The following is an 18,571-nucleotide window of genomic DNA, read 5'->3' as shown; positions in this document are numbered from 1 at the left end:
ACGCCCCGCGTCCTCGCCTAGCGTCGTGAGTCTAACGTGTCGCCCGTCACACGGGCGGCCTGAGCCGGAGGAATGCCATGACCCCCACGTCGACACCCGACCTGCTGCACACCGATGTCCGAGAGGGCACCATCGCCTACGTCGACTCCGGGCCGACGAGCGGCGCGACCTTCGTCCTGAGCCACTCGCTGTTCTTCGACCACACGATGTTCGCTCCCCTGACGGCCCTGCTGGTGGAGGCCGGCCACCGCGTCGTCGCGTACGACCACCGCGGCCAGGGCTCCAACTCACCGGCAGATCGCGCCCGCCAGTCGATGGACGAACTGACCGAGGATGCGGCCGCCCTCATCGAGCAGCTCGACCTCGGGCCGGTCCACTTCCTCGGCAACTCGATGGGCGGCTTCGTCGCCCTGCGCCTCGCCGCCCGGCGACCCGACCTCCTGCTCTCCGCCATCGCCGTCGGCTCGTCGGCAGAGCAGGAGCACCAGCTCGAGGCCTTCGCACCCCTCGTCGATGCGATGCGTGAGGTCGGCGCAGAGCCGCTCGTCGACACCCTGATGCACATCATGTTCGGCGACACGAGCCTCGCAGCCGGCGGTCCGGTCACCGAGCACTGGCGCCACCAGATGGCCGCCCTGCCGGCAGCCATCGCGGACAGCGCCGACCGCGTGATCCACCGCGACCGGCTGGTCGAGGAGCTCGCCGGATGCAGCGTTCCCGTGCTCGCGATCTCCGGAACCGAGGACCATGCCTACCCGCCACCCATCTCGGACGAGAACATCGCCGACGCCACCGGCGGCACCTCCCGGCAGGTGGCAGCCGCCGGGCACTCGGTGAGCCTGGAGCAGCCCGCGGCCGTGTTCGCCCACCTCGAGGAGCACCTCGCGCACCTCTCGACGGCCCACCGATGAGGTGAGATCTGCTGCCCGAGCATCGTGCCGAAGGGGACCGATGCTCGGCCGCCATTTCCGTCTCGGTCCCGCAGAGGTCGGTCAGTCTTCGAGCAACCAGAAGAGCTGGGTGACGTTGCCTTGCTGGTCGCCTCCTGGCTCGGGCATGGTGAGGTACTGCTCCCAGGCGAGCTCGGCCGGCCGATGTCCGTGGGCGGTGATCCAGCCCAGGAGCGTCTCGTAGGCGGGCGCGATGTCGTCGTAGGAGCCGGTGAGCGTGAGCGTCGCAGCACGTCCTGCCGGCAGAACCACAGGTCGGATCTCGGCCTCGCCGGACACCTGTTCGGCCACAGGAAGTGCCGCCGACACGTCGATCGTCTCGCCCTGAACGCAGTGGCTGATCCCGTACGGCGGCCCAGAGACTGCGACGTGTCGAGCAGCGACGTACTCCCCCAACCGGCTGTAGGCGCGGTCGAAGAACGCTGTGATCTGGTCCATCGGCAGGGACTCGCGGATCTCGATCATGGGCTGCGCGTTAGTGGTGACGAGCTCCGGCTCGGTGGTGTCCATGAGGTGAGCGTAGGTGGGGACCGAGCTGGTGACGTGTGCCGTAGGTCCCCCGGTGGAGGTCCGCGGTCACGAGTTCCCGGCTCGGCCGCCCGTCCCGGCCTACGACCATGCCACCTGATGGCTCACGGGAGTCCACCGGACGCCGTGCCGGGAACAACCGTGACCACGCTCCCGGCGATCGAGATCCTGACCTCGGAGGTGTTGTTGCTCTCGTCGGCCTCGGTGACGGCTCCCACCGCATCGGCGTGCACGCGCACCGTGTACTCACCGTCTGCCAGACCGGTGACGTCGATGGCCTGGTCCGGAAGCGTGGTCGGATAGGTGTCGCCCCATCCCCTGCTGAGTCCGTGAATGATCGTCAGGGCGTCGGGGAGGCCCTTCCCGCAGGAGGACGCCTCCGCGTAGACGGGGAGAGCCGGCACACCCGGTTGCGATGCCAAGGGCCCGTACGTGGTGTTGTCCTGCATGCAGTAGCCGTGCTTCTCCGCACGCGCCGCCACGGTCCCGGTCGAGTCCAGGAGCTCGTAGGTGTCGAAGTCGCGCACGTGCCAGTGGTTGTGACCGTCACCGGCGAAGTAGAACTTCACCTCCGGCTCGGCCACGGAGCCCAGCAGCGTGCCGCTCGGGTCGTAGAAGCTCTGGTAGGCCTGCCACGAGGCGGCGTCGGGGCCGGAGCGATCGGCGACGATCTCCCCCGGTCCGTCGCCGACGTTCATCGTGATCACGCCGAACTTCAACAGCTTCTTGCCTGCCAGCGCTGGGAAGTCTTCATCGAACGGCGCCTCGGGAACGATCATGAAGCAGGTTCCCCCGGTTGCCGCGGCGTCGCCCTGGCCGCACTTGGTCAGGTCCTTGATCCGCAGGTCCGGGAGAGCCGCACCCGCGGGTGTCTGGTCGACGACCTTGATGCAGTCGGCCGCTCCAGCAGCGCGCGTCATCTCGGACCCCACCTGCACCCACGTCTGCGGACTCTGCGCCCACGCCCGGCGGCCCGCGTCCCAGATCCACGACACGACACGGGTCTCGTCGCGCCGGGCCACGGTCAGCTGGGGACAGTTGGGCACCTCGACGACGCGTTGCTCGACAATCGAGGCGGGCTTCGGGCACGTGCTCGGGCTGGGCGCACTCCCGCAGGTAGCCGGCGGCTTGGCCACCACCCTGACCTTGATGACGTTCGAGACGTCGATCACGCGACCGCGCGAATACAGCACGGTGCGGTACTTCACGCTCCCCGACCGGTTCCAGTACTGGGGGCTGAACCGGTAGCCACCCTCGCGCACGTACTGCACCGCGCGCGTGGACCAGTTGCGCGCACCGGGCCGGTGCCGTTGCAGGACGAGCTTGTGCTTGCGTGCGCTCAGGTCAGACGTGTAGCCCTTGATCGGGATCGGCGCGCCCACGTACCGCGAACCGACCGAGTTCAACGTGACATCTGCCCTCGCCCGCTTGGCCATCAGGTCAGATGCCGAAGAAATGCTCACCTCTGCGCCACTCGCCCCGTTCGCGACAGCCGGCAGGCCAAGGGCCACCAGGATGAACAGCGCCACGATCACAGCGCCCGTACGAGGCCTGCCCTGAGAACTGAATACGGTCATGCGACTGCCGCCACTTCATGAGTAGTTGTCAGCGTCGTTGCGCCGGTCAGGCAGCCGTTCCTCACCCATGAGGTGAAGCACCCGGCCCGCCGAGGCCGCGACAAGGTCTTGTGTCAGCCGGATCGTGATCCCGCGAGGAGCGGCCGAACCTGTCTCGTCTCCAAATTGCTGAAGGCGGGAACTGAGGGACGACGAGAATACGTTGGTGCGAGCTTCCCCTCGTCCTGCAGCCACTTGACCGCACCTGGCGGCTCGTCATCAGAGGCGAAGGTCCTCGAGCGTGAGTCGCCATGGATCCGGCAAGGGGCTCCCGTGATCGGGACCCTTGGCGGCCTCCCGGATCGCGGGGCCTGCGACAAAGGGTCCAATGGCCCGTCCGCAAGCCCCGGATGGCTGGCAGTCTCGCAACCACACAGGAAGTGATGGTCCGCGATGATCCCGATGCTCGGCACCCGCCACACCAACAAGTTGGTCTGGAGGCACGTCTTCTGCCCCGGTCACGTGGGTGTCTGATGTTCGCCGTCAGGCTGCATGGCCGCGGAGGGCAAGGCGTCGTCACCTCTGCAGAGATGCTGTCGGTCGCGGCCTTCACCGAGGGCAGGCATGCCCAGGCCCTCCCGACCTTTGGCTCGGAGCGCACCGGGGCTCCGGTGACCTCTTTCTGCCGGATCGACGACGTCGGCATTCGAGCCCATGAGCCCATCACCAGTCCCGATGCGGTCATCATCCAGGACCCAACGCTGCTGCACGTCGCGCCCGTGCTGGTCGGCACCTCGCCGGACACCTACGTGCTGATCAACTCCTCGCGGCCCGTCGAGGATCTCGGGGTCGAGCCGCTGGTCAGCGATTTCCGTACGGGACGCGTCCTGACGGTTCCTGCCACTGAGCTGGCTCGCCAGCACATCGGCCGCCCTCTCCCCGGGGCCCCGCTGCTCGGCGCCTTCTCTGCGTTGACCGGCCTGATCTCGCTCGAATCGGTCGCCACAGCGATCCGCCAGCGCTTCGCTGGGGCGCTCGGCGAGGCAAACGTCGCAGCCGCGCGAGCTGCCTACGAGTCCGTGGTCCAACCAGGCACCAGGTTCGCCGATGCTTGAGCAGGTCGAAGGTTCCCGTGCCGTGGCCGACGTGGTGGCACGCTGCCGACCCCAGGTCGTCGCTGCCTACCCCATCTCGCCGCAGACGCACATTGTCGAGGCACTCTCCGATCGAGTTCGCGCAGGAGACCTGCAGGACTGCACCTACCTGATGGTCGAGTCGGAGCTCGGAGCACTGAGTGCCTGCATCGGCGCGAGCGTCGTGGGCTCCCGCGCCTACACCGCGACGGCCAGCCAGGGGCTGCTCTACATGGCTGAGGCGCTGCCCAACGTGTCCGGTCTCGGGCTGCCGATCGTGATGACCGTGGCAAACCGGGCGATCGGAGCCCCCATCAACATCTGGAACGACCACTCGGACGTCATGTCGCAGCGCGACTGCGGCTGGATCCAGCTCTTCGCATCGTCCAACCAGGAGGCGGTCGACCTGCACGTCCAGGCCTTCGTGATCGCGGAGCGCACGTCGATCCCCGTGATGGTCTGCATGGACGGTTTCGTCCTGACCCATGCGGTCGAGGAGATCGACGTCCCGGACCAGCAGGCCGTCGACTCGTTCCTGCCACCGTTCGTGCCTCGTCAGGTCCTGGACCCTGACGAGCCGATCACGATCGGATCCATGGTCGGCCCGGACACCTTCACCGAGGTGAAGTACCTCGCAGCCGCTGATCAGCTGGCCGCTCTGGAGGTCATCGACGAGGTGGCGGACGACTTCCGAGCGAGCTTCGCCCGCGAGTCCGGCGGACTGGTGCGCGGCTACCGCTCCGACGACGCAGCCATCGTGATCGTCTCGCTCGGCTCGGTCCACGGCAGCATCTGCGATGCCGTCGACGGCCTGCGCTCCGAGGGGTTGGCGGTGGGCGCTCTGGCCGTCACCTGCTTCAGACCCTGGCCCGAAGGCCAGGTCACTTCGGCCCTGGCCCGCGCCACGACGGTGATCGTCGTCGAGAAGGCGTTCTCGATGGGGTCGGGAAGCATCGTGGGCAACGACGTCCGGCTTGCCCTTGCTGACCTCGGGGCGACCGTCTTCACCGCAGTCGCAGGGCTCGGCGGCCGACCCGTGACGGCCGACATCATCCGCCGCCTGGTCGCCGACGTGCGCGACGGCGAGCTCGAGGCCGATGTCCTGCACTTCATCGATGTCGACCGGTCCGTGGTGGCGCGCGAGCTCGCCGAGCGACGACCCGCGCGGGCCGGCCGGGAGGCGATCCGATGACCATCACACCGCGCGAGCTCTACCAGATCGGCACGTACGCAGCGGGCAACCGACTGCTTGACCTGGATCAACGGAGCGTCCAAGCACACGGCGACCGGACGAACTCGATCACCTCGGGTCATCGAGCCTGTCAGGGGTGCGGCGAGGTGCTCGGCGCCCGGTTCGTCCTCGATGCGGCGATGCGCGCCTGTGACGGCAAGGTGGTGGTGTCCAACTCCACCGGGTGCCTGGAGGTCTTCTCCACCCCGTATCCGGAGTCGGCCTGGCAGGTGCCGTGGGTCCACTCGCTGTTCGGCAACGGTGCCGCAGTCGCGACTGGCATGGCCGCAGGACTGCGTGCCCAAGGACGCGACGACATCCGGGTGGTCGGCCAGGCGGGCGACGGAGGAACCGTCGACATCGGGTTCGGCCCGTTGTCGGGGATGTTCGAGCGCAACGACGACGTCCTGTTCGTCTGCTACGACAACCAGGGCTACATGAACACTGGGGTGCAGCGCTCGGGGGCGACGCCCGCCTCGGCAGCGACCGCCAACACCAAGGCACTCGGAGCCGAGCCCGGCAACATCTTCGGCCAGGGCAAGGATCTTCCCCGCATCGCGCTGGCTCACGAGATCCCGTACGTCGCCACCGCGACGGTCGCCGATCTGCACGATCTCGAGCGCAAGGTCGCGAAGGCGATGACGTTTCGAGGAGCTCGCTACCTGCACGTACTGGTCCCGTGTCCGCTCGGATGGCGATCGGCCTCTCACGACACCATCAAGCTGGCTCGCCTGGCGACCGAGTCAGGCATGTTCGGGGTCTTCGAAGGCGAGCGCGGTGACGTCACCGCGGTCAGTCCCATCCGCCGGCAGGTGCCGGCCGAGGACTATCTCAGACTCCAGGGCCGCTTTGCACACCTGTTCGGAGAACATCCGCGACCCGACATCGTCGCGCGCCTCCAGGAGCAGGCTGACCGCACCATTGCTCGCCTCGGCCTCCTCGGAGCCGAGCCCCACGACCACACCCTGGAGGTGTGAGATGGACAAGACACCCTTCGCGATCAGCCTGGCCCCCGGATCCAGCACGGCCGACAAGACGGGCACCTGGCGGACCGAGCGAGCGACCTACGTCACCTCGATGCCGCCGTGCAGCAATGGCTGTCCGGCCGGCGAGGACGTGCGCGGCTGGCTCAAGCATGCCGAGACCGAAGAGAGCTATGAGGACGCATGGCGGCAGATCATGATCGCCAATCCGTTCCCGGCGGTCATGGGTCGCATCTGCTATCACCCGTGCGAGACCGCCTGCAATCGCGGCGTCCTGGACGAGTCTGTGGGCATCAACTCCGTGGAACGGTTCCTGGGCGACGAGGCGATTCGCCAGGGCTGGCAGCTGCCCAAGCCAGCCCCCACCGGCCAGCGCGTCCTCGTCGTCGGGTCGGGCCCGTCGGGGCTCTCCGCGGCCTATCAGCTCGCCCTCCTCGGACACTCGGTCACAGTCAAGGAAGCAGCCTCGGAACCTGGCGGGATGATGCACTACGGGATCCCGTCGTACCGGTTGCCGCGGGCCGTCCTCGATGCTGAGATCGACCGGATCCTCACCCTGGGTGTCGAGATCGAGCTGGACTCCCCCGTCGACGACCTCGCAGCACTGATGCAAGCGGAACACTACGACGCCGCGTTCGTCGCCGTCGGTGCGCAGATCGGTAAACGGGCCTACATACCCGCTGGTTCGACCTCCCACGTCCTCGACGCCGTGTCCCTGCTGCACAGCGTCGCCGACGAGCAACCGCCCCTGGTCGGTCGGCGAGTGGCCATCTATGGCGGTGGCAACACGGCGATCGACGCGGCCCGCAGTGCCAAGCGCCTCGGTGCCGCCGAAGCCGTCGTCGTCTATCGACGGACGCGCAACCGGATGCCTGCGAGTGACAGCGAGGTCCACGAAGCCGAGGAGGAAGGGATTGCCTTCCGCTGGCTGTCGACGATCGACCACGTCGACGCGGACGAGGTGACTCTCGAACGGATGGAGCTGGACGCGGACGGCTTCCCCCAACCCACCGGCACGTTCGAGACGCTGACAGCCGACTCGGTCGTCCTCGCCCTGGGCCAGGACACCGACCTGTCGCTGCTCGACGGCATGCACGACGTCGACGTCACCGACGGAGTCGTCCGCGTCGACGAGATCGGCATGACCGGCCGGTCGGGGGTCTTCGCCGGCGGCGACATGGTGCCCGGAGAGCGCTCCGCCACGGTCGCGATCGGGCACGGCAGGCGGGCCGCGCGAGCCGTCGACACCTGGCTGGCAGGTCAGGTCGCCGAGCCCCAAGCGAGCGGGCCCTTGGCGGACTTCGCCTCGCTCAACACCTGGTACTTCGAGGACGCCCCCCGTACGCACCGATCCCGCCTCGAGGCCGTGCGCCGGTCCTCGACCTTCGACGAGGTGGTCGTCGGTCTGGATGCCGAGACGGCCCAGTACGAGTCGCGGCGATGCATGTCGTGCGGGAGCTGCTTCTCCTGCGACAACTGCTTCGCGATGTGTCCGGACAACGCGATCGTCCAGCTCGGCATGCCCGGCGAGCCGTATGCGATCGACCTCGACTACTGCAAGGGCTGCGGCCTGTGCGCGACAGAGTGCCCGTCCGGCGCGATCGCCATGGTGCCTGAGGAGATCTGACGCCGTCAGGGCTCCGACGCTGCCGGCATGACGAAGGCCCGAACCTGTTGGTTCGGGCCTTCGATTGGTAGCGGGGACAGGATTTGAACCTGTGACCTCTGGGTTATGAGCCCAGCGAGCTACCGAGCTGCTCCACCCCGCGTCGCCTGCTCTACTTTACAGGTCACCGCCCGCACTTCCAAATCGGGTCCCTGGACGCGTGCACCGTCCACGCCCTGACACCGGCATCACGGGCCATACGTCACGCGACTAGCGTTGACCGACGTGAGCACTCCCCCAACACCACCGCTTCAGGTCACCGCTCAGACGATCGACGAGGCCGCGATCCGGGTCGCCGAGGTGGCCACCCGCACGCCGTTGGAGCTCAACGCCCGCCTGTCGGAGGCGACCGGCGCACAGGTGTGGCTCAAGCGTGAAGACCTGCAGCCCGTCCGCTCCTACAAGATCCGGGGTGCCTACAACCTCATCGTCCAGCTCGACGACGAGGCACGGAGCCACGGTGTGGTGTGCGCCAGCGCCGGCAACCACGCCCAGGGAGTCGCCCTCGCGTGCCAGCGGCTCGGCGTGCGTGGTCGGATCTTCGTGCCCGGCACCACCCCGCGCCAGAAGCGCGAGCGGATCGTCACGCTTGGCGGCAGCGACGTCGAGATCATCGTGGTCGGCGACTCGTACGAGGACGCATTCCGCGCCGCTCAGCAGGACGCCGCCGACACCGGTGCCGTGCTCGTCCCTGCGTTCGACGATCCCCGCACGATCAGCGGGCAGGGCACCGTCGCGCCCGAGATCGTCGAGCAGCTCGGCACCGCCCCCGACCTCCTCGTCGTCCCGGTCGGAGGCGGCGGCCTGGTCGCCGGCATCTCGACGTGGATGCGCGAGCGCCACCCCGAGACCCGCATCGTCGGCGTCGAGCCGACCGGTGCCGCGTCGATGAGCGCCGCGGTGCGCGTCGGCAGGCCCGTGCGGATCGACGACGTCGACCCCTTCGTCGACGGCGCCGCCGTCGGCATCGTAGGCGACCACACCTTCCCGCTGGTGCGCGACGCCGGCACCGAGATCATGACCGTCGACGAGGGCCACGCCTGCACCGAGATGCTGCGGCTCTACCAGTCCGACGGCATCATCGCCGAGCCCGCTGGCGCCCTCGCCACGGCGCTGCTCGACGCCGGGCTCGAGATCGAGCCAGGATCGACGGTCGTCTGCGTCGTCTCAGGCGGCAACAACGACATCAGCCGCTACGGCGAGATCCTCGAGCGCTCGCTGATCCACCAGGGCCTCAAGCACTACTTCCTGGTCAGCTTCCCCCAGGAGCCGGGAGCGCTCCGCCGGTTCCTCGACGAGATCCTCGGCCCCGACGACGACATCACGCTGTTCGACTACGTCAAGCGCAACAACCGCGAGAACGGCCCGGCCCTCATCGGCATCGAGCTGGCCAGCCACGACGACCTTGCGGGCCTGCTGGCACGCCTCGACGACAGCCCGCTCGGCGTCGAGCAGGTGCCGCCAGGGAGCCCCCTGTTCCACTACCTGGTGTGAGCTGCCTGGTCTGGGCGGCGCCCCAGCGGGCGCCGCCCAGAACCACTACTTCTTCGCAGCAGCAGCGGCGTCGTCCACGACCTGCTTGGCCTGGTCGATCTTCTCGCCCATCTGGTTGATCCGACGCTGGTAGAGCGACAGGTCGCCGTCCTTCAGGGCTGCCTGGGCCTGGTCGTAGAAGCGCGACGCATCGTCGAGCAGCTGCGACGCCGTCTGCTTCGTGGCGTCGTCCGGCTCGGTGGTTCCCAAGTCACCGGGCGTGGCGGTCCCGCCGTCGGTGCCGGACGACCCCTCCTCGAGCCCGAGCGCCACCCGCAGCGCCTCGTCGAGCGACTGGCCGAAGCCCACGTCGCCGCCGAAGGACGCCGCCACGAACTGGAGCACCGGGAAGCTGCCCTCGGACGCACTGCGCTGGATGTAGACCGGTTGGACGTAGAGCAGCGAGTCACCGACCGGCAGGGTCAGCAGGTTGCCGCGCAGGATGCGGGCCTCCTGAGACTGCTCGAACTGCAGCAGCGCCTGGGTGACCCCTCGGTCGGTCTGGAAGCTGTTGGCGATCTGGCTCGGACCCGGTATCTGGGTCTCGCTCGGCAGCTGCAGGATCTGCATCTTGCCGTAGTTCTCGGTGTCGGTCGCCTCGGAGTTGACCGAGACGAACGCCGCCAGGTTCTGCCGGCTGTTGGGCAGGTAGACGCTCGTGACGCTGAACTTCGGGGTGTCCTCGCCGGGACGCGCCGTCGACAGGTAGTAGGGCGGCTGCAGCGCCCGCGAGGCGCGCGGGGCCGTCGGGTCCTCGGGGACCTTCCAGCGCTCGCCGTCCTCGTAGAACGTCTGGGCGTCGGTGACGTGGTAGCGCTGCAGCACGTCGCGCTGCACCTTGAACAGGTCGACCGGGTAGCGCAGGTGCTCCAGCAGGGCGTCGCTGATCTTGGTCTTGTCCTCGACGACGTTGGGGAAGACCTTCATCCACGTCTTGAGCACCGGGTCCTCGGTGTCCCACTGGTAGAGCTTGACGCTGCCGTCGTAGGCGTCGACGACGGCCTTGACCGAGTTGCGCATGTAGTTGACCTGGTCGGTCGGCAGCGCCGCCTGCGACCGACCGTCGGTCAGCGTGTCGGCCGTCGCCTCGCGCAGCGAGCGGTGCTCGGAGTACGGGTAGGCGTTGCTGGTCGTGTAGCCGTCGACGATCCAGACGACGCGACCGTCGACGACCGCCGGGTAGGAGTCGCCGTCGACCGTCAGCCACGGAGCGACCTTCTTGACCCGGTCGCGGGGCTCACGGTCGTAGAGGATCTTGGACTCGGAGTTGACCCGGCTCGACAGGACGATGTTGGGCTCGGCGAACTTGAAGGCGTAGAGCACCTTGTTGAACAGGCTGCCGACCGGCACGCCGCCCTTGCCGTCGTAAGTGTTCTGGGCCGCGTTGGCCTCGCCGTCGTCGGCCGAGGTCGAGCCACCGCGCGGGATGTCGACCTCGATCGGGGCGGCACCCTTCGGACGACCGACGATCGAGTAGGACGGCGACTGCTCGCCGAAGTAGATGCGCGGAGGCGTCGTGGTCTTGATCTCGCCGACCGGCGGGATGTCCTTGGCCGTGAAGACCGGCTCGCCGTTGGGTCCGCGCTCGTTGCCGCGGGCCGCGATGATGCCGTAGCCGTGGGTGTAGACCGTGTGGTCGTTGGCCCAGTTGCGCTGGCTGTCCTGCAGACCGCTCAGGTTGAGCTCGCGCGCGGCGATGATCGTGTCCTGCGGGTTGTCCTCGCCCTCGAGCTTGTAGCGGTCGACGTCGAGGGTCTGCGGCACGGAGTAGTAGCCGCGCACCTGCTGCAGCTGCTCAAACGCGTCCGAGATGAGCGTCGGGTCGAGCAGACGCGTGCTGACTCGCGACTCGGCCGACGACGCGAGCTCGGCCGGCGTGAGCGCAGTCTTGGCGGAGTACTCCTCCACCTCGGTGTCGGCGACGTCGTAGGCCTGCCTGGTCGCCTCGATGTTGCGGGCGATGAACGGCCCTTCCTTGTCGGGCTCGGACGGCTTGACCTGAAAGCCCTGCATGACGGCCGGCCAGATGGCACCGATCAGGATCGAGGTGAGCGCGAGAAGGCCCAGGCCGATGGCCGGGAGGGTCCACGACCGGATGAAGATCGCGGCGAAGAAGAGCAGCGCGCAGACGATCGCGACGCCGATCAGGATGTTCTTGCCGGGGATGCGGGCATTGGCGTCGGTGTAGCCGATGCCGTCGAACAGCGTCGAGTTGCCGATCGCGAGCCCGAAGCGGTCGAGGTAGTAGGACACCGCGCGGGTCAGGACGCCGAGGCCGACCAGCACCGACAGGTGCACCTGGGCGGCGCGGGTCAGCTTGGGACCGCGGCCGGCGATGCGGATGCCGCCGTAGACGTAGTTGAGGAACAGCACCGCGAGCACCGTGATGACGATCATCGCGAACGAGAACGACGTCAGGAAGCGCCACCACGGGTAGTCGAAGACGTAGAAGCCGACGTCCTTGCCGAACTGCGGGTCCTTGACGCCGAACGACGAGCCGTTGCGCCACATCTTGTAGGTGTCCCAGTGGCTCGCACCCACCGAGCCGGCGAACGCGGTCAGCACGACGAACAGGCCGATGCCGATCGGCTTGAGGATCGGGGTCAGGGCCAGGCGGTAGCGGTAGGCCGGATCGTCACGACGCAGCGGCACGGTGTCGGGCCGGGTGCGATAGGCGATGTAGAGGTTGGCCACCACGAACAGGCCAAAGATCAGGCCCAGCACGACGAACAGCAGGATCCGCGAGACGAGGATGCTGCGGAAGACGTCGCTGTAGCCGACGGACTTGAACCAGAGACGGTCGGTCCAGACGCTGACGAAGATCGAGCCGAGCAGGAGCAGGGCGGCCAGGGTGACGAGGGTCGGGACGAGCACCCGCTGACGTCGTCCCGACCCGGAGGGCTGGGGCTGGCGTGGTCGGGGTGTTCCGAAGATGTCGCTCACGGGTCTCCTGGGTGGGGGTGTGTCAAGACTCTATGTCAGGGTGCGGCGGAGGTGCTCGATCAGTCCGGGGACGAGATCGGGGCCCTCGAGCAGCACGGCGTCGTCGGGATCCTTGGCGCGGACGGCGCTGTGCGCCTGCCCGTCGCGGGTGACGGCCGCGACGAGACGGACCTCGCGACGGTCGGGGTGGCTGGCGGCGACCTCGACGATCGCCTCGGGGTCGTCGGGCAGCGACTCCTCGGCCTCCGGCGGCAGCATGATGCGCTCGATCACGGCCGCACATCCGGTGACGGCGTCGGGCCACTCGATCTCGGTGAGGAGGTCCTCGAGCTCGCGACCCTGCGGCAGCTCCTGCTCGATGGGCGTGTAGCCGTCGTGGTCGTCGCTGAGCTGCTCGGCCAGACCGGGCTCGGCGGCGATGAGGTCGGCGGTCGGGACGAGGGCGAACAGGCGCGGAGCCTGGTCCCATCCCTCAGATCCCACGTGGGACTCGACCTCGAGCGCTGCCTGTCGCAGCGGGGAGTCGGGCATCAGCTGCATGCAGGCACCTTCGCCTTCGGATCCTTGGCGAGCGCCTCGAGCGAGGCGATCGCGTCATCGAGCTTCGTGATCTTGACCAGCTGCAGGCCGTCGTCGTCGCCGTCGGTGGCCTCGGCGCAGTTGTCGGCGGGCACCAGGAAGATCGTGGCCTTGGCCTCGGCGGCGCCGGCCATCTTCTGGCGGATGCCTCCGATGGGGCCGACGACTCCGTCAGCGGTGATCTCGCCGGTGCCGGCGATCGTCCTGCCCCCGGTCAGCTGGCCGGGGGTGAGCCGGTCGTAGATCGCGAGGGCGAACATCGTGCCGGCGCTGGGGCCGCCGATGTCGCGCCCGACGTTGTTGTCGACCGTGATCGGGAACGAGTAGTCAGTGCCGATCGAGATGCCGATCCGCGGCGCGGAGGCGTCGTCGGGGTCGGGCCTGGTCACGATCGGGACGACGCTCCTGGCGCCCTTGCGGGTGATGCCGATCTTGACGGTGTCGCCCGGCTTCACCGAGCCGATCGCCGCGACGGTGGCATCGGGGTCGGCGACCTTCGTGCCGTCGACCGTCGTGATGATGTCGCCCGCCTCGAGCTTGCCGGCCGAGGCACCGTCCTTCAGCACGCCGGCAACCTCGGCCCGCGCGGTGACGGTGTAGCCGGCCGCCCGAAGCGCGGCGACCTTGGAGGCGTCCTTGGATCCGTCAAGCTGCGCGGCCGACTCGGCGGTCGACTGCTTCGCGGACTCGTTGTCGGGATAGATCCGCGACTTGGGCACGACGGCGACGTCACCGTCGAAGTAGGACGTCACCGCCTCGAGCAGCGTCACGTGGCTGTCGGCCCGGCTGACCGAGACTGTCGTGAAGTCGAGCGACCCGGTGGTCGGGTAGGTCTTGACGTCGTCGCCGAAGGTCAGCAGCGGCTGGTTGTTGCTGACGCGGGGTGACCCGAGGGTGTCGAACACCGGCCCCGGCTTCATCGTCACGTACGGCACCGGCACGAGAAATGCCACGCTCGTCAGCACGATGAGCGACACCACTGCCACGACCATGGTCGTGTAGCGGCGGCTCATGGAAGTGGGGTCGGACACACGTGCAGCCTAGTGAGTGACGGCAACCTACGCGTGGTGGACCCACTCGGAGTCACCCGAGGTGAAGGTCTGGTGCTTCCACACCGGCACGTCGGTCTTGAGCTCGTCGATCAGGCGTCGGCACGCCTCGAACGCCTGGGCACGGTGCGCGGCCGAGGCAGCGACGACGACGGCCAGGTCACCGATCGTCAGGTCGCCGACCCGGTGGACGCCGGCCAGGGCGACGACGTCGCACTCCTCTGCGATGCGCTCGGCCACCTCGCGCAGCCGGGCCACCGCGGTCGGGTGGGACGAGTAGCCGAGGGCCTCGACGCCCTGGCCACCGTCGTGGTCGCGGACGGTGCCGACGAAGAGGCACGTGCCACCTGCCGTCGGGTCGATGACGGCGCCGTAGACCTCGTCGAGGCTCAACGGCGTCTCGCGGATGTCGACGAGGCGAACGGCAGTCATGTCGGATTCATCGTAGGGCGAACACGAATGCCTCGGGTTCCGAGGACTCACTCGCTAGGGTTGACCCATGGCCGACGACGACAAGAACGAGCCCGAGAACCCCTTCAAGGGCACCCCGATGGAGCAGCTCTTCGGCGCGTTCTCGGGTGGCCAGATCGACATGAACCAGATCATGGGGCAGATGCAGAAGATGTTCGCTCCGCACGAGGGCAGCGTCAACTTCGACATGGCCAAGGACGTCGCCCGCCACACCGTGGCCGCGGCCGGTCCCGACCCGTCGCCCACGTCGGCGCAGCAGGGCGCGGTCGACGACGCCGTACGCCTCGCGGAGTCGTGGCTCGACACCGTCACGTCGATCCCGGCCGGCGCGACCACGGCCACCGCGTGGAGCCGCGCCGAGTGGATCGAGTCGACGGCCGACACGTGGCAGACGCTCGTCGAGCCGATCGCCGAGCACGTCGTGAAGGCCATGAGCGAGGCACTGCCCGAGGAGGCCAAGGCCATGGCCGGCCCCCTGATGGGCATGCTGACCCAGGCCGGCGGCGCGATGTTCGGCCAGCAGGTCGGCCAGGCGCTCGGCGGGCTCGCCGGAGAGGTCGTGTCGTCCACCGACATCGGCCTGCCGCTGGGCACCGAGCGGGTCGCGGCCGTCCTGCCGTCCGGCGTCGAGGCGTTCGGCGAGGGCCTCGAGCACCCGGCGTCCGACGTGCTCCTCTACGTCGTGCTCCGCGAGTGCGCGCACCACCGCCTCTTCCAGCACTCCCCCTGGCTCCGGTCGGCTCTCGTCGGCGCCATCGAGGAGTACGGCCGCGGCACCCGCATCGACATCTCGGCGATCGAGCAGCAGATGCAGAGCCTCGATCCCTCCCGCCCCGAGGACATCCAGGAGGCCCTCGCCGGTGGGCTGTTCGAGCCCGAGCGCACCCCCGAGCAGCAGCGCGCGCTCGACCGTCTCGAGACGCTGCTCGCGTTCATCGAGGGCTGGGTCGACGAGGTCGTCGCCGAGGCCACCAAGAACCGCATGCCTGCGGCCGCTCCCCTCGCCGAGGCGATGCGTCGTCGTCGTGCGACCGGCGGTCCGGCCGAGCAGACGTTCGCGGCGCTCGTCGGCCTCGAGCTGCGTCCACGCAAGCTGCGCGAGGCCACGACCCTGTGGGCGGCGATGCGTGACCGTCAAGGCGCCGACGCCCGCGACGCGGTGTGGAGCCACCCCGACCTGATGCCCGTGGCCGCCGACCTCGACGACCCGCTCGGGTTCGCGCAGGGCGAGAGCCGCAGCCAGAGCGACGACGACTTCGACGCGGCGCTCGGTGAGCTGCTTGACGGTTCCGGCGCTGACGGTTCCGGCAAGGACGGCGACGCCGGCGACGAGGACCGTCCCGAGTGACGCTGCGCGACGACGCGCACGAGGTCCTCACCCGGTGGACCGCACCCGACGCCGAGCAGGAGCGTCTGCGTCTGGTCTACCTCGACCACCTCGAGGCACACGTCGATGCGATGAGCCGCGACTGCCACCCCGACCACCTGACGGCGAGCGTCATCATCGTCGCCGACGACCGGACCCGGGTCCTGCTGACGCTCCACAAGCGGATCAGGCGCTGGCTTCAGACCGGCGGGCACTGCGAGCCCGGTGACGCGTCCCTCGTCGACGCGGCGCTGCGGGAGGGCCGCGAGGAGAGCGGCCTGACGTCGCTCTCGATCGATCCGGAGCCCGTGCTCCTGTCGCTGCACGAGGTGCCCGGATGCGGTCCCGTCCGACCGTCGCACCACCTCGACGTGCAGTTCGTCGGCGTCGCGGCGGACGACTCGATCATCATCAGCGACGAGTCGGACGATCTCGCGTGGTTCGCCATCGACGACCTGCCGGCCGACACCGATCAGTCGGTGCGCGACCTCATCGCTGCTGCCACGACACGCCTTCGAGGAATCCCTTCGCCTTCTCCGTCTGCGGATAGGCGTTGACGAGGGCCCAGAAGTCACGGCTGTGGTTGGGCTCGATCAGGTGCGCGAGCTCGTGCACCAGCACGTAGTCGACGACGTACGCCGGCATGCCCTGCAGCCGGTGTGACAACCGGATGCTCGCATCACCGCTGGAGCACGAGCCCCAGCGCTTGTCCATCGTGGTGACCCACCGCACCGACGACGGGACGGCCCGTCCGCCGAACCATGCCTGTGAGAGCTCGGCGGCCCGTGCCAGGAGCTCGTCGTCGCTGGGCCGCACTCGCTGCTCGCGGCGGTCGAGCCGCTCCACGAGGCTGCGCACGTGCTCGTCCTCGACGGCCTTCGACAGGTGGGCCGGCATGAGCACGATCGTCTTGCCGCCCTCGCGGTAGGCGCGCACCGTGCGCTTGCGTCGGGTGCTGCGCCGGATCTCCACCTCGTCCATGGGAGGAATCTATCGCCGGGTCCACGACATTTCTGTGTCCACAGCCGAAACGGGGCAAACGTGCAGGTCACACCGGCCGGTCACGGGTGATCCGATGGACCGCGCACAGGTTGTGCACGGGCTCGTCCACATGCCCGCTCGGCGTTCCCCACAACTTGTCCCCATTGTTATCCACAAGCGTGGACAACAGTTCGGTGAAGTCGGTTGACGGGCACCGTTCCGTGCCCCTAGCGTCAACGCCATTCGAGGCTCCTGATCGGGCTCGCAAGGGGAAGGCAAGCCCGGTCGGGAGCCTCTTCTTCGTGCCGAGGGCCCGCGGACCATCAGGTGCCCCAGACAGAACTGCGGAGGATCCGACCGGTGTCGGATCCTCCGCGAGGTTCGGGGAAGTGCGGAGCCGCAGGGGCTCCGCGGGTGTGGATTCAGGCCTTGCCGAGAATCCGGTTCAGCTTCGTGCCACAGACCGGGCAGATGCCCTTGGCCATGCGAGTGCCCTTGTCACTGACGTGGACCTCTCCGGACGTCTCGCGCTTCTCCTTGCACTTGACGCAGTAGAACTCGCCACTCCATGTTTCCGACATTGCGGCCTCCTTGACGATGTGGTGCTGATCACTGTCAGCGTAGCCGTGAGCGCGGGATTTCACGCTCAGCCCCGCGTAAATGCCACCGGCGAGTCGCGACGGCCATCCTCGCGCGCACACGGCGGGGCCGGCCAGCCAGGTCTGTGGACGGGCGGTTGGCCGTCCCCGCGCTCGGGGGCAGGCTGTCGCCATGGCATTTCGACCCGCCGTGCGTCCGGGAGCACCGCTGCTGCGGCGCGACGCCACGCACCTTCAGGTCGGCACCTCCCCCGGCATCGTGTTCGCCGACCGACCCGGCCTCCTCGCGTTCCTGCGGCTGCTCGACGGGGCCCGCGACATCGGGCGACTTCGATCGCTGGCCCGTGAGCGGGTGCCCGAGCTGGAGGCAGACGTCGGCGCGACGCTCGACGAGCTCCTCGCGCTCGGGGCCGTCGTCGACGGTCCGCAGCGGCCGGCTCGGCCGGCCTACGAGCTCGCGATCCACAGCGACCCCGGCGGTGTCGCCCTGGCCGACACGACCCGCTCGATCCTCATGGAGTCGGGCCTGACTCGGCTCAGCTCGACCGAGCCCGATCTGACCGTCGTCGTCTCGTGCGGCGAGCCGTCGCGCGCCACGTTCGAGCAGGCATCACTGTGGGGGCTCACCCACCTGCCCGTCGTGATCGACGAGGACCGGGTGCGCATCGGGCCGCTCGTCCGCCCCGGCGTCACGCCGTGCGTGGGCTGCCACGACCTGCACCGGGCCGACTGGGATCCCGCGTGGCCGGCACTGCTGCTGCAGCTCGGCCGTCCTGCGACCGGCGCCAGTGCCGCGGCCCTGGCAGCGACGACCTGCCACGCCGCAGCGGTCGAGCTCGCCGTCGAGGTGCTGTCACACGCCGATGGCCGACGAGCACGCTCCGTCGGGCAGTGCCTGCTCGTCGGCCCGGCACCTGACGAACGCACGGTCCGGCCTGTCCCGTTCCACCACCGGTGCGCGTGCGACCTGCTCGAGACCGCGTGATCGCGACAGCGGGACTAT

General features: G+C 68.8%; 17 protein-coding genes and 1 tRNA gene. 9 read left to right on the top strand and 9 right to left on the bottom strand.

The features are described from left to right. Nucleotides 1-77: 77 nt before the first annotated feature. Entirely contained in the window at nucleotides 78-911 is an 834-nt protein-coding gene (locus HQK15_RS08970; RefSeq protein WP_173491000.1) for an alpha/beta fold hydrolase, read from the top strand. An 81-nt stretch (nucleotides 912-992) separates the two neighbouring features. Here HQK15_RS08970 and HQK15_RS08965 read toward each other — a convergent pair whose 3' ends face one another. Together HQK15_RS08965 and HQK15_RS19085 are read right to left on the bottom strand one after the other, a co-directional pair. Beyond that, nucleotides 993-1,460: a GyrI-like domain-containing protein gene (locus HQK15_RS08965; protein ID WP_173490999.1), complete on the bottom strand. Its 468-nt coding sequence runs from the start codon at nucleotides 1,458-1,460 to the stop codon at nucleotides 993-995. A gap of 122 nt (nucleotides 1,461-1,582) precedes the next feature. Next, the gene (locus HQK15_RS19085; RefSeq protein ID WP_173490998.1) at nucleotides 1,583-2,860 is read right to left on the bottom strand and encodes a lysyl oxidase family protein; all 1,278 of its coding nucleotides are present in this window, start codon (nucleotides 2,858-2,860) and stop codon (nucleotides 1,583-1,585) included. Nucleotides 2,861-3,567: 707 nt separating this feature from the next. Here HQK15_RS19085 and HQK15_RS08955 point away from each other — a divergent pair. Genes HQK15_RS08955 through HQK15_RS08940 form a run of 4 tightly spaced genes read left to right on the top strand, consistent with a single transcriptional unit; the run spans nucleotide 3,568 to nucleotide 8,008 of the window. Beyond that, on the top strand, nucleotides 3,568-4,149 hold the full coding sequence (locus HQK15_RS08955; RefSeq protein WP_173490997.1) for a 2-oxoacid:acceptor oxidoreductase family protein: 582 nt from the start codon (nucleotides 3,568-3,570) through the stop codon (nucleotides 4,147-4,149). Then, nucleotides 4,142-5,359: a pyruvate ferredoxin oxidoreductase gene (porA, locus tag HQK15_RS08950; protein ID WP_173490996.1), complete on the top strand. Its 1,218-nt coding sequence runs from the start codon at nucleotides 4,142-4,144 to the stop codon at nucleotides 5,357-5,359. Before HQK15_RS08955 ends, porA begins: the two co-directional genes overlap by 8 nt. Further along, a complete protein-coding gene (locus HQK15_RS08945; protein ID WP_173490995.1) occupies nucleotides 5,356-6,375 on the top strand; it encodes a thiamine pyrophosphate-dependent enzyme in 1,020 nt (339 codons plus the stop codon). The genes porA and HQK15_RS08945 overlap by 4 nt, the downstream gene beginning before the upstream one ends. A gap of 1 nt (nucleotide 6,376) precedes the next feature. After that, nucleotides 6,377-8,008 (top strand): NAD(P)-binding protein, encoded by a 1,632-nt coding sequence (locus tag HQK15_RS08940; RefSeq protein ID WP_173490994.1) that lies wholly within the window; start codon nucleotides 6,377-6,379, stop codon nucleotides 8,006-8,008. 65 nt (nucleotides 8,009-8,073) lie between these two features. Here the strand turns inward: HQK15_RS08940 and HQK15_RS08935 are convergent. Then, a tRNA-Met gene (locus tag HQK15_RS08935) sits at nucleotides 8,074-8,150 on the bottom strand. A 122-nt stretch (nucleotides 8,151-8,272) separates the two neighbouring features. On the opposite strand from HQK15_RS08935, the gene ilvA reads away from it, so the two are divergent. Further along, entirely contained in the window at nucleotides 8,273-9,541 is a 1,269-nt protein-coding gene (gene ilvA / locus HQK15_RS08930; protein ID WP_173490993.1) for a threonine ammonia-lyase IlvA, read from the top strand. 45 nt (nucleotides 9,542-9,586) lie between these two features. On the opposite strand, the gene HQK15_RS08925 is transcribed toward ilvA, so the two are convergent. The 4 genes from HQK15_RS08925 to HQK15_RS08910 are packed head-to-tail and all read right to left on the bottom strand — an operon-like array spanning nucleotide 9,587 to nucleotide 14,583. Continuing rightward, nucleotides 9,587-12,523: a UPF0182 family membrane protein gene (locus HQK15_RS08925; protein WP_173490992.1), complete on the bottom strand. Its 2,937-nt coding sequence runs from the start codon at nucleotides 12,521-12,523 to the stop codon at nucleotides 9,587-9,589. 30 nt (nucleotides 12,524-12,553) lie between these two features. Further along, nucleotides 12,554-13,063: a PPA1309 family protein gene (locus tag HQK15_RS08920; protein ID WP_217361374.1), complete on the bottom strand. Its 510-nt coding sequence runs from the start codon at nucleotides 13,061-13,063 to the stop codon at nucleotides 12,554-12,556. Then, nucleotides 13,054-14,133: a YlbL family protein gene (locus tag HQK15_RS08915; protein WP_173490991.1), complete on the bottom strand. Its 1,080-nt coding sequence runs from the start codon at nucleotides 14,131-14,133 to the stop codon at nucleotides 13,054-13,056. Before HQK15_RS08915 ends, HQK15_RS08920 begins: the two co-directional genes overlap by 10 nt. Before the next feature lie 27 nt (nucleotides 14,134-14,160). Further along, nucleotides 14,161-14,583 carry a molybdenum cofactor biosynthesis protein MoaE gene (locus HQK15_RS08910; RefSeq protein ID WP_173490990.1) on the bottom strand — a complete coding sequence of 141 codons (423 nt, stop codon included), beginning with the start codon at nucleotides 14,581-14,583 and terminating at the stop codon, nucleotides 14,161-14,163. A gap of 67 nt (nucleotides 14,584-14,650) precedes the next feature. Between HQK15_RS08910 and HQK15_RS08905 the strand changes: the two genes are divergently transcribed. Together HQK15_RS08905 and HQK15_RS08900 are read left to right on the top strand one after the other, a co-directional pair. Beyond that, on the top strand, nucleotides 14,651-15,970 hold the full coding sequence (locus HQK15_RS08905; RefSeq protein WP_173490989.1) for a zinc-dependent metalloprotease: 1,320 nt from the start codon (nucleotides 14,651-14,653) through the stop codon (nucleotides 15,968-15,970). Beyond that, nucleotides 15,967-16,545, top strand: a complete 579-nt coding sequence (locus tag HQK15_RS08900; RefSeq protein ID WP_173490988.1) for an NUDIX hydrolase — start codon at nucleotides 15,967-15,969, stop codon at nucleotides 16,543-16,545. The genes HQK15_RS08905 and HQK15_RS08900 overlap by 4 nt, the downstream gene beginning before the upstream one ends. Here HQK15_RS08900 and HQK15_RS08895 read toward each other — a convergent pair. Continuing rightward, a complete protein-coding gene (locus tag HQK15_RS08895) occupies nucleotides 16,478-16,969 on the bottom strand; it encodes a SprT-like domain-containing protein (protein ID WP_217361373.1) in 492 nt (163 codons plus the stop codon). The genes HQK15_RS08900 and HQK15_RS08895 overlap by 68 nt on opposite strands. Nucleotides 16,970-17,391: 422 nt before the next feature. Continuing rightward, the gene (locus tag HQK15_RS08890) at nucleotides 17,392-17,550 is read right to left on the bottom strand and encodes a DUF5679 domain-containing protein (protein ID WP_162891075.1); all 159 of its coding nucleotides are present in this window, start codon (nucleotides 17,548-17,550) and stop codon (nucleotides 17,392-17,394) included. Nucleotides 17,551-17,740: 190 nt separating this feature from the next. Between HQK15_RS08890 and HQK15_RS08885 the strand changes: the two genes are divergently transcribed. Beyond that, nucleotides 17,741-18,553 (top strand): hypothetical protein, encoded by an 813-nt coding sequence (locus tag HQK15_RS08885; RefSeq protein WP_173490987.1) that lies wholly within the window; start codon nucleotides 17,741-17,743, stop codon nucleotides 18,551-18,553. Nucleotides 18,554-18,571: the final 18 nt, after the last annotated feature.

Source organism: Aeromicrobium stalagmiti, from assembly GCF_013283745.1.
GTDB lineage: Bacteria > Actinomycetota > Actinomycetes > Propionibacteriales > Nocardioidaceae > Aeromicrobium > Aeromicrobium stalagmiti.
Note: the sequence above shows the minus strand (reverse complement) of the source record. Positions and strands in the feature narration are given on the sequence as shown.

What these genes read in the sequence shown, in the direction of transcription:
- HQK15_RS08920 (WP_217361374.1), bottom strand. Translation starts at nt 13,063, where the DNA reads ATGCAGCTGATGCCCGACTCCCCGCTGCGACAGGCAGCGCTCGAGGTC.
- HQK15_RS08970 (WP_173491000.1), top strand. Translation starts at nt 78, where the DNA reads ATGACCCCCACGTCGACACCCGACCTGCTGCACACCGATGTCCGAGAG.
- HQK15_RS08905 (WP_173490989.1), top strand. Translation starts at nt 14,651, where the DNA reads ATGGCCGACGACGACAAGAACGAGCCCGAGAACCCCTTCAAGGGCACC.
- HQK15_RS08885 (WP_173490987.1), top strand. Translation starts at nt 17,741, where the DNA reads ATGGCATTTCGACCCGCCGTGCGTCCGGGAGCACCGCTGCTGCGGCGC.
- porA (WP_173490996.1), top strand. Translation starts at nt 4,142, where the DNA reads ATGCTTGAGCAGGTCGAAGGTTCCCGTGCCGTGGCCGACGTGGTGGCA.
- HQK15_RS08940 (WP_173490994.1), top strand. Translation starts at nt 6,377, where the DNA reads ATGGACAAGACACCCTTCGCGATCAGCCTGGCCCCCGGATCCAGCACG.
- HQK15_RS08890 (WP_162891075.1), bottom strand. Translation starts at nt 17,550, where the DNA reads ATGTCGGAAACATGGAGTGGCGAGTTCTACTGCGTCAAGTGCAAGGAG.
- HQK15_RS08945 (WP_173490995.1), top strand. Translation starts at nt 5,356, where the DNA reads ATGACCATCACACCGCGCGAGCTCTACCAGATCGGCACGTACGCAGCG.
- HQK15_RS08955 (WP_173490997.1), top strand. Translation starts at nt 3,568, where the DNA reads ATGTTCGCCGTCAGGCTGCATGGCCGCGGAGGGCAAGGCGTCGTCACC.
- HQK15_RS08895 (WP_217361373.1), bottom strand. Translation starts at nt 16,969, where the DNA reads ATGGACGAGGTGGAGATCCGGCGCAGCACCCGACGCAAGCGCACGGTG.
- HQK15_RS08910 (WP_173490990.1), bottom strand. Translation starts at nt 14,583, where the DNA reads ATGACTGCCGTTCGCCTCGTCGACATCCGCGAGACGCCGTTGAGCCTC.
- HQK15_RS08965 (WP_173490999.1), bottom strand. Translation starts at nt 1,460, where the DNA reads ATGGACACCACCGAGCCGGAGCTCGTCACCACTAACGCGCAGCCCATG.